Annotated in this window: 10 protein-coding genes; 6 read left to right on the forward strand and 4 right to left on the reverse strand. The window is 49.8% G+C overall.

The window, feature by feature from the left end; genetic code table 11:
* Positions 1–48: 48 nt before the first annotated feature.
* The 3 genes from CKV74_RS00540 to CKV74_RS10310 form a co-directional block, all read right to left on the reverse strand.
* Positions 49–1,188, reverse strand: a complete 1,140-nt coding sequence (locus tag CKV74_RS00540; protein WP_095176607.1) for a DUF2827 family protein — start codon at positions 1,186–1,188, stop codon at positions 49–51.
* 8 nt (positions 1,189–1,196) lie between these two features.
* Positions 1,197–2,327, reverse strand: coding sequence for a DUF2827 family protein (locus CKV74_RS00545; protein ID WP_007241704.1), 1,131 nt, complete (start codon positions 2,325–2,327; stop codon positions 1,197–1,199).
* Positions 2,328–2,434: 107 nt separating this feature from the next.
* Complete coding sequence (locus CKV74_RS10310; protein ID WP_164703770.1) at positions 2,435–2,995, reverse strand: YadA family autotransporter adhesin; 561 nt, start codon at positions 2,993–2,995, stop codon at positions 2,435–2,437.
* Positions 2,996–3,078: 83 nt separating this feature from the next.
* On the opposite strand from CKV74_RS10310, the gene CKV74_RS10415 reads away from it, so the two are divergent.
* The 6 genes from CKV74_RS10415 to CKV74_RS10340 all read left to right on the forward strand — a co-directional run bounded on the left by CKV74_RS10415 (position 3,079) and on the right by CKV74_RS10340 (position 13,001).
* Positions 3,079–9,168 carry a hypothetical protein gene (locus CKV74_RS10415; RefSeq protein WP_164703773.1) on the forward strand — a complete coding sequence of 2,030 codons (6,090 nt, stop codon included), beginning with the start codon at positions 3,079–3,081 and terminating at the stop codon, positions 9,166–9,168.
* 143 nt (positions 9,169–9,311) lie between these two features.
* On the forward strand, positions 9,312–9,560 hold the full coding sequence (locus CKV74_RS10420) for a hypothetical protein (protein ID WP_164703771.1): 249 nt from the start codon (positions 9,312–9,314) through the stop codon (positions 9,558–9,560).
* Between the two features lie 144 nt (positions 9,561–9,704).
* Entirely contained in the window at positions 9,705–9,944 is a 240-nt protein-coding gene (locus CKV74_RS10425; RefSeq protein WP_164703774.1) for a DNA-directed RNA polymerase II, read from the forward strand.
* Between the two features lie 51 nt (positions 9,945–9,995).
* On the forward strand, positions 9,996–10,871 hold the full coding sequence (locus tag CKV74_RS10430) for a hypothetical protein (protein ID WP_164703775.1): 876 nt from the start codon (positions 9,996–9,998) through the stop codon (positions 10,869–10,871).
* 1,212 nt (positions 10,872–12,083) lie between these two features.
* Entirely contained in the window at positions 12,084–12,473 is a 390-nt protein-coding gene (locus CKV74_RS10335; RefSeq protein WP_123947605.1) for a hypothetical protein, read from the forward strand.
* A 258-nt stretch (positions 12,474–12,731) separates the two neighbouring features.
* Positions 12,732–13,001, forward strand: coding sequence for a DNA-directed RNA polymerase II (locus CKV74_RS10340; RefSeq protein ID WP_123947606.1), 270 nt, complete (start codon positions 12,732–12,734; stop codon positions 12,999–13,001).
* A 1,211-nt stretch (positions 13,002–14,212) separates the two neighbouring features.
* On the opposite strand, the gene rdgC is transcribed toward CKV74_RS10340, so the two are convergent.
* Positions 14,213–15,127, reverse strand: a complete 915-nt coding sequence (gene rdgC / locus CKV74_RS00555; protein ID WP_095176609.1) for a recombination-associated protein RdgC — start codon at positions 15,125–15,127, stop codon at positions 14,213–14,215.
* Positions 15,128–15,136: the final 9 nt, after the last annotated feature.

Here is a 15,136-nt window from a genome sequence, read left to right on the forward strand (position 1 = left end):
ACAAAAAATAAACAATAAAAAGGGCGGATATTTTCCGCCCTGTGTTATTTATTCGTCCTCAAACAAACGCAAAATCTCACGCTCGTAAATGGCAATATTGATTGGATTATCCGGTAGCAAAGTTTCTAAGAAACGGTTGGCACGTTTAACGTAATCCTCATGATGTTTATCGTGGTTTTCAATCACCTGCAGCACCACATTCGCCCCTTCAAATGCATCAAACCCCGAATAATAATAGCCGACACCTTTTGGCAGCAGCGTTGAGTTATGCACAAACGGATAGCCGCCATAAAGCGCATCGTTATAAGCATAATTCAAACCATTTTCCCATTGGTGAGCCACCACAATATCAGTATAACGGGTCAGGAAATCAGGCATTTTATACCGACCTTCCACAGACAAAACACCATCACGCACGGCTTTTGTGCGACCAATAAAATTAAAAAATATAGGATGATCTTTTTTATGGTAAGTGTTAGTCACATAAATATGTCCGATTTTATCGGGCGCTTGGCGATAGGCCTGCTCTCCAATCAAAATTGGGGTGAAACAGTTTTTGAAAATAAAAATGTTCGGTTCAAAATTAGCTAAACGCCATTTTTTCCGTTCCGGATCGGGTTTGTAACCAAATTCAATACCATCTTTACGCAGATTGGCAATCACCTTATCACAGAAAGTCGGTGCCCAAATCGCTGGTACCACTTGTGCCGGGCAATCATACATAATTGAAAAATAGCTACGACAAGTATTATCGTTTTGCGGAATAAGCCACAGGCTATCGAAGGTTGCACCATTAAAAAACCGTCCAGCCGGTTGATCAAAAATGAATTTTTCAATATCCATAATATAATCCGGGCCCATTTTATAACAAACGGTTTTGCCGCCATGTTCATGCATCTTATCGCTTAAATAAGGTTCAATGGACAGCGTACCTTCGATCAACACATCCAATTCATCGATCACATCATTGATATAAGCGAATTTCAGTTCCAAGTCATCTAACATAAAGCCTTGTGGTGGAGTGGTGGTGTTGGTAACTCCCCAACAAACCAGCACTACATCCTCTACAATGGCGGAACGTTTGAACAAATCATAAAGAAAAATAATATTTTGGTTAGCTCCATTCGACCAAATATCGGGAATATTGGTCTCTAAATTGAAGGTAATACCAATTTTATATTTGCGCATAACGGCTCCTATTCAAATAAACGCAATAATTCGCGCTCATAGCAAAGAATATTAATTTTATTGGTCGGTAACAGGGAATTTAAGTAATCATTAGCACGTTTTAAATAGGCCTCATGATGAGCGTCATGATGTTTAATCACATCCAATAACACACGAGCCCCTTCAAATGCATCGAATTCCGAATAATAATATCCCACGCCCTTCGGTAATAAGCGGGAGTTGTGGATAAACGGATAACCACCATATAAGGCATCGTTGTAAGCGTAATTCAAGCCATTTTCCCATTGATGGCTTAATACCACATCCACATAACGGGCAAGAAAATCGGGCATCTGATAGCGGCCTTCAACGGTCATCACACCGCTGCGCACCAAATCGGTACGCCCAATAAAGTTAAAGAATGTCGGATTTTCCCGCTTGTCATAGGTATTACACATATAAACATGCTTGATCAGCTCAGGAGACTCACGATAAGTCTGTTCACAAATCAGGATCGGCGTAAAACTGGTTTTCACAATATCCATATTCGCTTCAAAGGAAGCAATACGTTTCGCTCCAGCTCCCAGGCGATAACCAAATTCCAGATTATGTTGTTCTTTAAGTCGTTTGATAACTTGATCGCAGAACACCGGCGACCAAATCGCCGGCACGACAAAGCTTTCGCAACGATTCATAATCGAAAAATAAGAATGGCAAGTATTTTCATGCTGTGGAATCATCCACACCGCATCAAATTGTGCTCCATTAAATAAACGGCCTGTTGGTCGATCAAATAAAAATTTCTGCATATCCATAATAAAATCGTTGCCCATTTTATAGCATACGGCTTTGGCGCCGCGGGCATGTAATCGATCTATTTTATCAGGCTCAATAGAAAGCGTACCTTCGATCAATACATCCAATTGGTCGGCTATATCATCAAAGAGCGCATATTGAATATCTAATCCCTCAAGCATAAATCCAGATGGTGGCGAAGTACGTTTTTCCGGCCCCCAAGAGACCAAAAAAACATCTTCTGCAATTTCGGAATGTTTAAATAACTCATAGAGATGGATCACATTCTGATTCGCACCATTAGCCCAGATATCGGCCACTTCTGCTTCTAAATTAAAGGTGATCCCAATTTTATATTTACGCATATTCATCTCTCTTTTTATTAGCTAAATCCGCTAAAAAATCAACGGGCTTAGATAATAAAAATCACTCAGACATTGCTGCCTGAGCGATTTTTTTATCGGTTATTCAATTACCATTGGTAACCAATACCGGCACCCACGTTGTAATCGCCTTGGGTTGTGGCGGCTGCGCTAGCCTTAAAGATCACCCTATTGCTATCGCTGGCGCGAGAATACCCGACAGCCACCGCGCTTTGACCTTTATAGTTACCTACGCCAACACCGACCATGTTGCTACCAGCCACAGTAACCTGCGGAATATTCGCAACCGCTGTTGCTCCGGCGATACCCCCACGTAATTTCTTATCAGTCTTACGTAGATCGCGTTTCACTTCATTTAATTGATTCACGTTCACCGCATCGGTGCCTTTCACACCTGGTGCCACATTAGTGATACGACGATTAATCACTTCGTTCGGGTTACTGCTTGAACGACCAACGGAAACAGTATTGTCTTCATCAGCGACAGATCCCTGACCAAGTGCTACGGAGTTATCAGCTGTTGCTTTAGCGCCTTGACCGATCGCGGTAGAGTTTTTACCGGTTGCTTCTGCACTTTGACCTACAGCAGTCGCGTTACCGCCAGTTGCTTTAGAACCAAAGCCTGCCGCAGTACCATTCTCGGCTACCACTGCTCTTGCTGAAGTCGCTGTACTATCTGCTGCATAACCACCGCTGGTAATACCCGCTTGATCTAATCTAGCTGCTGCGCTAGATGCTACCTGGGCAGAACTTGCCGCAGCTGTTGCAGAACTGGATGCAGCTGTTGCAGAGCTATCGGCTGCTGATGCAGAGCTTGAAGCTGCTGTTGCAGAACTATCTGCTGCTGAAGCTGAAGAGCTTGCTGCTTGAGCAGAACTATTTGCTGCAGATGCAGAACTTGAAGCCGCTGTTGCTGAGCTATCCGCCGCAGAAGCTGAAGAGCTTGCTGCTTGTGCAGAGCTATTTGCTGCTGAAGCTGAGCTTGATGCTGCTGTTGCAGAGCTGCCTGCTGCTGACGCAGAGCTGGAAGCCGCTTGTGCAGAACTATTTGCTGCTAAAGCTGAGCTATTTGCGGCTGAAGCTGAGCTTGAAGCCGCTGTTGCAGAACTGTCTGCTGCTGACGCAGAAGAGCTTGCTGCTTGAGCTGAACTATTTGCTGCAGAGGCTGAACTTGAAGCTGCGGTTGCTGAGCTATTCGCTGCTGAAGCTGAGCTTGAAGCTGCAGTTGCAGAACTGTCTGCGGCTGACGCTGAAGAGCTTGCTGCTTGAGCTGAACTGTTCGCTGCAGAGGCTGAGCTGGAGGCAGCTGTTGCAGAGCTGTCTGCCGCAGAAGCTGAAGAGCTTGCTGCTTGAGCTGAACTGTTCGCTGCAGAGGCTGAGCTTGAAGCCGCTTGTGCTGAACTATCCGCCGCAGAAGCTGAAGAGCTTGCTGCTTGAGCAGAGCTATTTGCTGCAGAAGCTGAGCTTGAAGCCGCTTGCGCTGAGCTATCCGCCGCTGACGCAGAAGAGCTTGCTGCTTGAGCTGAACTATTTGCTGCAGAGGCTGAACTTGAAGCTGCGGTTGCTGAGCTATTCGCTGCTGAAGCTGAGCTTGAAGCTGCAGTTGCAGAACTGTCTGCGGCTGACGCTGAAGAGCTTGCTGCTTGAGCTGAACTGTTCGCTGCAGAGGCTGAGCTGGAGGCAGCTGTTGCAGAGCTGTCTGCCGCAGAAGCTGAAGAGCTTGCTGCTTGAGCTGAACTGTTCGCTGCAGAGGCTGAGCTGGAGGCAGCTGTTGCAGAGCTGTCTGCCGCAGAAGCTGAAGAGCTTGCTGCTTGAGCTGAACTGTTCGCTGCAGAGGCTGAGCTTGAAGCTGCGGTTGCAGAGCTATCCGCCGCAGAAGCTGAAGAGCTTGCTGCTTGTGCAGAACTGTTCGCTGCTGATGCAGAACTTGAAGCCGCTTGGGCTGAACTATCCGCTGCTGATGCAGAACTTGAAGCTGCTTGTGCAGAACTGTTCGCTGCTGATGCAGAACTTGAAGCCGCTTGAGCAGAGCTGTCCGCTGCAGACGCTGAAGAGCTTGCTGCTTGGGCAGAGCTATTTGCTGCTGAAGCAGAGCTTGAAGCCGCTTGAGCAGAGCTGTCCGCTGCAGAAGCTGAAGAACTTGCTGCTTGAGCTGAACTATTCGCTGCAGAGGCTGAGCTTGAAGCCGCTTGTGCTGAACTATCCGCCGCAGAAGCTGAAGAGCTTGCTGCTTGAGCAGAGCTATTTGCTGCAGAAGCTGAGCTTGAAGCCGCTTGCGCTGAGCTATCCGCCGCTGATGCAGAAGAACTTGCTGCTTGTGCAGAACTGTTCGCTGCTGAAGCTGAGCTTGAAGCCGCTTGCGCTGAGCTATCCGCTGCTGACGCAGAAGAGCTTGCTGCTTGGGCAGAACTGTTCGCTGCTGAAGCTGAGCTTGAAGCCGCTTGCGCTGAGCTATCCGCTGCTGACGCAGAAGAGCTTGCTGCTTGGGCTGAGCTATTTGCTGCTGAAGCTGAGCTGGAAGCCGCTTGCGCTGAACTGTCCGCTGCTGACGCAGAAGAGCTTGCTGCTTGAGCAGAGCTATTTGCTGCTGAAGCTGAGCTGGAAGCTGCTTGTGCTGAACTATCCGCTGCTGACGCAGAAGAGCTTGCTGCTTGTGCAGAACTATTTGCCGCTGAAGCTGAGCTTGAAGCCGCTTGTGCTGAACTATCCGCCGCAGAAGCTGAAGAACTTGCTGCTTGGGCAGAGCTATTTGCCGCTGATGCAGAACTTGAAGCTGCTTGGGCTGAACTGTCTGCCGCTGAAGCTGAAGAACTTGCTGCTTGAGCTGAACTGTTCGCTGCAGAGGCTGAGCTTGAAGCTGCTTGTGCCGAACTATCTGCTGCAGAAGCAGAAGAGCTTGCTGCTTGGGCAGAACTATTCGCTGCTGATGCAGAACTTGAAGCCGCTTGAGCAGAGCTGTCCGCTGCTGATGCTGAAGAGCTTGCCGCTTTCGCTGAGCTGTCTGCTGCTGACGCTGAAGAGCTTGCCGCTTGGGCTGAGCTATTTGCCGCTGAAGCTGAGCTTGAAGCTGCTTGGGCTGAACTATCCGCTGCTGATGCAGAACTTGAAGCTGCTTGAGCTGAACTATTTGCCGCTGAAGCTGAGCTTGAAGCTGCTTGAGCAGAGCTATCCGCTGCAGATGCTGAAGAGCTTGCTGCCTTCGCTGAGCTATCTGCTGCTGATGCAGAACTTGAAGCCGCTTGTGCAGAACTATCTGCTGCAGAAGCTGAGCTTGAAGCTGCTTGTGCCGAACTATCTGCTGCAGAAGCTGAAGAACTTGCTGCTTGGGCAGAGCTATTTGCCGCTGAAGCTGAGCTTGAAGCTGCTTGTGCAGAGCTATCCGCTGCTGACGCTGAAGAGCTTGCTGCCTTCGCTGAGCTATCTGCTGCTGATGCAGAACTTGAAGCCGCTTGTGCAGAACTATCCGCTGCAGACGCTGAAGAGCTTGCTGCTTGGGCAGAACTATCCGCTGCTGATGCTGAAGAGCTTGCTGCTTGGGCAGAGCTATTTGCTGCTGAAGCAGAGCTTGAAGCCGCTTGAGCAGAGCTGTCCGCTGCTGATGCTGAAGAGCTTGCTGCCTTCGCTGAGCTGTCTGCTGCTGACGCTGAAGAACTTGCTGCTTGGGCAGAGCTATTTGCCGCTGAAGCTGAGCTTGAAGCTGCTTGTGCAGAGCTATCCGCTGCTGACGCTGAAGAGCTTGCTGCTTGTGCTGAGCTATCCGCCGCTGAAGCTGAAGAGCTTGCTGCTTTCGCTGAGCTGTCTGCTGCTGATGCAGAACTTGAAGCCGCTTGAGCAGAGCTGTCCGCTGCAGACGCTGAAGAGCTTGCTGCTTGGGCAGAGCTATTTGCCGCTGAAGCTGAGCTATCTGCTGCTGAAGCTGAGCTTGAAGCTGCGGTTGCAGAGCTGTCCGCTGCTGATGCAGAAGAACTTGCTGCTGTTGCAGAGCTATCCGCCGCTGATGCTGAAGAGCTTGCCGCTTTCGCGGAGCTATCTGCTGCTGATGCAGAAGAACTTGCTGCGGTTGCAGAACTATCCGCCGCAGATGCTGAAGAGCTTGCCGCTTTCGCTGAACTGTCCGCTGCTGATGCAGAAGTACTTGCTGCGCTTGCAGAACTATCCGCCGCAGAAGCTGAAGTTGATGCAGCTTTCGCAGAGCTATCTGCTGCTGATGCAGAAGAACTTGCTGCTGTTGCTGAACTATCCGCCGCAGATGCTGAAGAGCTTGCTGCTTTCGCTGAGCTGTCCGCTGCTGATGCAGAAGAACTTGCAGCTGTTGCTGAACTATCTGCCGCAGATGCAGAAGAACTTGCAGCTGTTGCTGAACTATCTGCCGCAGATGCTGAAGAGCTTGCCGCTTTCGCTGAGCTGTCCGCTGCTGATGCAGAAGAACTTGCTGCTGTTGCAGAGCTATCCGCCGCTGATGCTGAAGAGCTTGCCGCTTTCGCGGAGCTATCTGCTGCTGATGCAGAAGAACTTGCTGCGGTTGCAGAACTATCCGCCGCAGATGCTGAAGAGCTTGCCGCTTTCGCTGAGCTATCCGCTGCAGAGGCAGAACTTGAAGCTGCGGTTGCTGAACTATCCGCCGCAGATGCTGAAGAGCTTGCTGCTTTCGCTGAGCTGTCCGCTGCTGATGCAGAAGAACTTGCTGCTGTTGCAGAGCTATCCGCCGCTGATGCTGAAGAGCTTGCCGCTTTCGCGGAGCTATCTGCTGCTGATGCAGAAGAACTTGCTGCGGTTGCAGAACTATCCGCCGCAGATGCTGAAGAGCTTGCCGCTTTCGCTGAACTGTCCGCTGCTGATGCAGAAGTACTTGCTGCGCTTGCAGAACTATCCGCCGCAGAAGCTGAAGTTGATGCAGCTTTCGCAGAGCTATCTGCTGCTGATGCAGAGCTTGATGCTGCAGTTGCAGAACTATCCGCTGCTGATGCAGAAGAACTTGCAGCTGTTGCTGAACTATCTGCCGCAGATGCAGAAGAACTTGCAGCTGTTGCTGAACTATCCGCCGCAGATGCTGAAGAGCTTGCTGCTTTCGCTGAGCTATCCGCTGCAGAGGCAGAACTTGAAGCTGCGGTTGCTGAACTATCCGCCGCAGATGCTGAAGAGCTTGCCGCTTTCGCTGAGCTGTCCGCTGCTGATGCAGAAGAACTTGCTGCTGTTGCTGAACTATCCGCCGCAGATGCTGAAGAGCTTGCTGCTTTCGCTGAGCTGTCCGCTGCTGATGCAGAAGAACTTGCAGCTGTTGCTGAACTATCTGCCGCAGATGCAGAAGAACTTGCAGCTGTTGCTGAACTATCTGCCGCAGATGCTGAAGAGCTTGCCGCTTTCGCTGAGCTATCCGCTGCAGAGGCAGAACTTGAAGCTGCGGTTGCTGAACTATCCGCCGCAGATGCTGAAGAGCTTGCCGCCTTCGCTGAGCTGTCCGCTGCTGATGCAGAAGAACTTGCAGCTGTTGCAGAACTATCCGCCGCAGACGCTGAAGTTGATGCCGCCTTCGCTGAGCTATCCGCTGCTGATGCAGAAGAACTTGCTGCTGTTGCTGAACTATCCGCCGCAGATGCTGAAGAGCTTGCTGCTTTCGCTGAGCTGTCCGCTGCTGATGCAGAAGAACTTGCAGCTGTTGCTGAACTATCTGCCGCAGATGCAGAAGAACTTGCAGCTGTTGCTGAACTATCTGCCGCAGATGCTGAAGAGCTTGCCGCTTTCGCTGAGCTGTCCGCTGCTGATGCAGAAGAACTTGCTGCTGTTGCAGAGCTATCCGCCGCTGATGCTGAAGAGCTTGCCGCTTTCGCGGAGCTATCTGCTGCTGATGCAGAAGAACTTGCTGCGGTTGCAGAACTATCCGCCGCAGATGCTGAAGAGCTTGCCGCTTTCGCTGAGCTATCCGCTGCAGAGGCAGAACTTGAAGCTGCGGTTGCTGAACTATCCGCCGCAGATGCTGAAGAGCTTGCTGCTTTCGCTGAGCTGTCCGCTGCTGATGCAGAAGAACTTGCTGCTGTTGCAGAGCTATCCGCCGCTGATGCTGAAGAGCTTGCCGCTTTCGCGGAGCTATCTGCTGCTGATGCAGAAGAACTTGCTGCGGTTGCAGAACTATCCGCCGCAGATGCTGAAGAGCTTGCCGCTTTCGCTGAACTGTCCGCTGCTGATGCAGAAGTACTTGCTGCGCTTGCAGAACTATCCGCCGCAGAAGCTGAAGTTGATGCAGCTTTCGCAGAGCTATCTGCTGCTGATGCAGAGCTTGATGCTGCAGTTGCAGAACTATCCGCTGCTGATGCAGAAGAACTTGCAGCTGTTGCTGAACTATCTGCCGCAGATGCAGAAGAACTTGCAGCTGTTGCTGAACTATCCGCCGCAGATGCTGAAGAGCTTGCTGCTTTCGCTGAGCTATCCGCTGCAGAGGCAGAACTTGAAGCTGCGGTTGCTGAACTATCCGCCGCAGATGCTGAAGAGCTTGCCGCTTTCGCTGAGCTGTCCGCTGCTGATGCAGAAGAACTTGCTGCTGTTGCTGAACTATCCGCCGCAGATGCTGAAGAGCTTGCTGCTTTCGCTGAGCTGTCCGCTGCTGATGCAGAAGAACTTGCAGCTGTTGCTGAACTATCTGCCGCAGATGCAGAAGAACTTGCAGCTGTTGCTGAACTATCTGCCGCAGATGCTGAAGAGCTTGCCGCTTTCGCTGAGCTATCCGCTGCAGAGGCAGAACTTGAAGCTGCGGTTGCTGAACTATCAGCCGCAGAAGCCGAAGTTGACGCTGCAGTCGCTGAGCTGGTTGCTTGAGATGCAGAAGTAGATGCTATCGTTGCAGAACTGGTCGCTTGAGAAGCAGCGGCCACCGCTTGAGATGCCGCAGACACCGATGTTGATGCTGCTGATTGAGCGGTTGAGATCGCTGTAGTCGCGGAAGTTGCTGCGTTTGAAGCCATAGAATAAGCTGTGCTTGCTAAGGATGCAGCGCTATTGGCTGTACTTGCAGCTGTGCTTGCAACGGTTGCTGTACTATCGATCGCTGTGCCCAATACACTGGCTACCGCATATAATTGTGAACCATTGATCGCTTCAGTAGATGTTGCAGAAATATTGCCTGCAGCAAGATTGGTGATCTTACGCTCATTACCAACTGCACCTACGCTAACAAAACTGCCCGCGCCGGCAACGGTACCCGCAAAGGTTCCGAACGTATAATTACCAACAGTTGCAGAAGAGGTTGTTTGAATATTGTGACTACCGGTAGTAGAAGATGCATGACCTAATACAACAGCGTTATCCACACCTGCACCAATATTTTGGTTATTACCTAGTGCAATAACGTTCTCGGAAGCAACAGTATTGTTATTACCGATTGAAATTGAACCGGCACCAGTTAATTTACTGTCTTTACCGATCACAGTACCGGAAGCGGTTGCCGTGGTGTTTTCACCCAATGCAAAAGCGCTTGCCGCTGTAGCGGTGACATTCACACCCGCTGCGATCGAATTTGTACCGGTTGCACCGCCGGCTTCGCCAACACGACCTTCATTCGTAGTCGCATTACCGCCGGTGGCTGTACCATTATTTACATGGAAATAGGTTTTCGCGTTATACGCGTTTTCTGCTGTAGTCAATGCAGTTGCAGCAGCTGTGCTGGCTGCTACCGCGGTTGCATTTGCAGTATTGGCTACAGTTGCTGCGCTGGCAGCAGTGCTTGCCGCAGTTGAAGCTGTGCTATTTGCTACAGTCGCTGTAGAAAGCGCAGTACTTGCAGAAGAGTTTGCTGTATTCGCAGTGGTATTTGCTGCATTCGCTGTAGTTAACGCGCTGTTTGCTGTACTTGCTGCAGTTGAAGCTGTGCTATTGGCTACAGTCGCTGTAGAAAGCGCAGTACTTGCAGAGGAATTTGCAGTATTCGCAGTGGTATTTGCTGCATTCGCAGTGGTATTTGCTGCATTCGCTGTTGTTAACGCGCTGTTTGCCGTGCTTGCCGCAGTTGAAGCTGTGCTATTTGCTACAGTCGCTGTAGAAAGCGCAGTACTTGCGGTGGAGTTTGCAGTATTCGCAGTTGTATTCGCTGCATTTGCAGTCACCACAGCGGTGCTAGCGGCTGTGCTAGCTGCACGCGCAGTTGTATTTGCCGCATTAGCTGTCGCATTAGCTGTACTTGCGGTTGTGTTCGCTGTATTAGCTGTCACTACGGCTGTACTTGCTGCTGTGCTTGCAGCAACGGCAGTTGTATTCGCAGCATTAGCGGTCACCACTGCGGTGCTAGCGGCTGTGCTAGCTGCACGTGCAGTCGTATTTGCCGCATTGGCTGTGGCATTTGCTGTACTTGCGGTTGCATTCGCAGCATTGGCAGTCACTATGGCTGTACTTGCTGCGGTGCTTGCAGCACGCGCGGTCGTATTAGCGGCATTCGCTGTTGAAAGCGCAGTACTTGCGGTACTGTTGGCTACAGTCGCTGTGCTAAATGCGGTACTTGCTACGCTCGCCGTAGAATCGGCAGCCATCGCTACTGCGTAAAGTTGTGAGCCGTTCACCGCATCGGTGGATGTTGAGTTTAAAACACCGGCCGCCACATATTGAACGCGACGAAGGTTGGATGCACTACCCACGGCAACCACACCGTTACCGCCCGTAGGGCCACCGCTCCCGGTAGTGCCCACTTCAACGCCACCAACTTTTACAGAAGTCAATGCTGCAGCAGTGGAGGTTTTAGAATCTTTACCTAAGGCAACATCATATGTGCTTGTCGCTGTAGCTGAATCACCGAGGGCAACAGAGTAATCTTTTGTCGCATTAGCACTTTTACCTAATGCAACACTACTGATACCTGCGCTAGCCTGTTTACCTATTGCAACGCCATTGATGCCGCTAGCATTAGCCTGCGTACCAGCAGCAATACTATCATTCGAGGTTGCTTTGGCATTAGTACCTAATGAAATCGCATAGTTAGAAGCATTTGCATTTAGACCAAGTGCAATCGAGCTCCCTGCACCGGTTGCATTATTCCCCAGTGCAATACCATTTCCACCGGTGGTTGTTGAACCTTTACCGATAGCCATAGAATAATCACCGGTTGCATTACCACCGCCTACTGCAATGGTATAAGCATTTGCAGAAGCAACAGAACCACCACCAAGAGCAACAGAATTCAAGCCTTGCGCCTTAGAACTATTCCCGATAGCAACAGCACTGGCATTACTTGATGTTGCATTGTCACCCAAGGCAATCGCCGAGGCTCCAGAAGCATTAGCTAATAGACCGGCCGCGATACTAGATTCGCCTGTAGCACTTGCACCGGTTCCCAAGGCGAGGGTCGCGCGACCGGAAGCGGTGGTGTTATTACCCATGGCCGTAGACAGAATACCCGTGGCTTTAGCATTCGGACCAACTGCAGTGGTGTACATATTGGTTGCCACCGCATTATAACCTATCGCTGTAGCACAGGTACTAGTGGCTTGAGCCCCAACGCCTAACGCTGTCGCATTCACTCCTGAAGCTACGGAACTTAGCCCCATCGCCATAGCATTAGTATTATTGGCTTGAGCCCCAACACCTAACGCGGAAGCATTCTCTCCTGAAGCTACGGAATTTAGCCCCATCGCCATAGCATTAGTATTAGTGGCTTGAGCCTTAACGCCTAACGCTGTCGCATTCATTCCTGAAGCTACGGAACTTAGCCCCATCGCCATAGCATTCGTTTTATTTGCAGTTGACGCGTTACCAATTGCGATGGTGGAATTGCCTTTTGCCGTGGCATTCGTACCAAAAGCAATAGCATCATTAGAAAGATCACCTACGCCGCTATTAACATTTGCGCCCACACCAAAGGCAATCGAGTTTGTGGAGTATCCGCCTAAGGTTGCACCGGATCCCATCGCCATCGCATTGATTGCGCCATGGGTATTCCCGGTACCAATTGCGATACCGCCAACATTGGATACGCCGGTATTAGTACCGATCGCAATAGTATTCTGGTTAGAAGCGAGAGAACCAAGACCAATTGCAGTAGCGTTTGCTCCACTGGCATTGGCGAGTGAACCTAAGGCACTTGCATTAGCACCTGAGGCCGTGGCATTTGCACCAACAGCGGTAGCATTCATTCCTGATGCCATCGCTTGACGACCAATCGCAGTTGTGTCATTGGCAGTCGCATTTGCGCGTACACCCACGGCTAGCCCCCCCTGCGCACTAGCCGTTGCGTATGCACCCTGAGCAATTGCACCATTTTGTGAAGCAGTAGCATTGGAACCTAATGCTAAAGCATTACCTGCTAAAGCTTGAGCATTATAACCAAAGGCTGAAGCATAATCGCTTCCTACAACTGTATTAACACCTAATGCCGCCGCATAATTACCTGTCACATTAGCGTTCTGACCAATGGCAATTGCGCTGGTATTCGCTGCATTTGAAGCGGTACCGAGTGCTATAGTATTTTCTTTAGAAGCGAGAGAACCAAGACCAATTGCAGTAGCGTTTGCTCCACTGGCATTGGCACTTGTCCCCAAAGCCGTCGCGTTCACTCCGGCAGCATTTGCACCGCTACCAATAGCAGAAGCTTCGCTTCCTGATGCATTCGCATCAGAGCCAATAGCAATCGCTTTTAAACCTGATGCCTTAGTAGCAATACCATTAGCGACTGAGTTCTGACCACTTGCCAAAGCCATATTACCTAATGCGGTCGCGCCTACAGCTGAAGCTTCTGAACCACTACCAATGGCCGTGCCATTAGCCTGAGCAGTAGCTTGAAAACCTGCCGCTAATGCGAATTGACCTACAGCAGATGCCGATGCCCCAAAGGCTGACGCGTAATTACCGCTAGCCGAGGTACGCGTACCGAGTGCACTAGACCAGTGGCCTGTTGCATCAGCAGCATAACCTAATGCTGCACTATCTCGCCCTCTAGCATTCACATCACGGCCGATAGCCACACCACCGTGATCGGCAGTTGTTCCACCACCGATAGCCACAGAGCCGGTATCAAGAGCGGTACCGCCACCGACTGCAACTAATTTATTAGGGTTGTTACCAACAATACCGTTAAATGGCGCAGTAATCGCATTTGCCTGTTGCGATAGGCCTAAGGTTGCCAATGCGATAGCGCTTAGTTTAAATAATTTCATAACGCGGCCAACAGAATTTGGCGATGCGTCAGAGGACGATTTTACCTGTCCCTTGGCTAATTCAGAGGTGACCACTAAGGATTGCGTAGTACGATTCCAAATCACCTTAAATATTTTGTTCATTAAAAATTCCTCATCATTAAATAGGGAAACCAAAGTAAAAATGCTAATTCCCGTTCCGCCTCCCCAATCGCCGGGATGTTAAAAATGCACGGCGGCAACAGAAAGTGATAAAAAGCGTCACAATATACTGTAAATCCTCCGACCTGTCTAACCAAAAAATGAACATTTTGATGTTTTTTTAGGCACTCTCTTTACACAATCTTTACGAAAACGATTTCGCAATTCCAACCCAACCCATTAGGGGTAAAAGAAAACAAACGTTCATTTTTGTATGGGGAAAAACTCCAATATTCCAGGTTAAATTTTTTCCTTTTCTCGTCGTAATAAGTGCCTGATTCTGTGGTGAAACAGTCGCCCATCAGCAAATGGATAAAAAATAGATTTTTAAAGTAATACTAATAAAATCAATAACTTAGATAGTGTTTTAAAGAAAACTTTGATTTTGATGGGGGCGTTGCTAGGGACAGGTTTTATCTCTGCCTTACGCATCATTGAATTATTGCAGGAATGGGGCAACTCGCCCTTTCGTCAACTTGACCGTTGGGAGATATGTTGGCAGCGAAACAAGGACAGACATAAAGTCTGTCCCTAGATGTTATTAAGAAGGGAAGCTGATTAATCAGCCAAACGGGCTTTTTCACCACCGAAGGCATCGAGTAGATTTTCGGTCAATTTACTGAGAATGCCGGTCATCAAAACAAAATCGGCATCAAAACGTTGAGTATAATCTTCCTTGAGGATATCTTCATTTTTCTCGCGCACCGGATCAGCAAATTTTAAACGTTTCAGAGTGCAATCTTCATTAAACAGGAAGCTCAGGGTTTCCGGCCATTCCAAGGCCAATTTGCTGACGAGCTTTTTACCGTCCTGCAAGAGGGCGAGGATTTCTTCATTTTCCAATGGCTGTTTTTTACAGCGGATCACACTGTCCTCTTGGCTACCGCGCAATTCGGCCTCTTCCAAGGCGGTTAACCAATGCGGCAAGCTCTCTCCCAAGATCCAATCGGTCAGCACTTGCGCCGGCTCATTAGCAAAAGCCAACGGCACCACCGGTAACGAACCTAAGGATTTACGCAAGAGTGCCAAGGCATCTTCGGCACGTTTGGCGGAAGCGGCATCCACATACACAAGGGCATTTTGCGGATCGATCCAGAGCGCAGTTTGTTGCATTTTAGAAAAAGCACGCGGCAATAAATTGAGCACTACGGCGTCTTTCAAGCTTTGTTTTTCGGTTTTCGAGGCTTTACGATTTTCCCGTTGTTCAAAATCGGCGATGCGTTCGTCCAATTCGCGTTTCACCACATTGGCCGGCAGCATTTTGTCCTCTTTTTGCGCCAGCAACAGAATTTGCCGTCCGTCAGAAAAATACAAGGTTTCGCCACCACGCAATGGGCTCACCCAGCCGAACTTGGATTGTTCCTGCGCGCCACAAGGATGAAATTCACAATCGCTCAAGGCGTTTTGCAATGTATCCAACGTCCAATCCAATGGCTTGGTGAGACGATATATCATCAAATTTTTAAACCACATCGGTAGATC

Source organism: Haemophilus pittmaniae, assembly GCF_900186995.1.
Lineage (GTDB): Bacteria > Pseudomonadota > Gammaproteobacteria > Enterobacterales > Pasteurellaceae > Haemophilus_D > Haemophilus_D pittmaniae.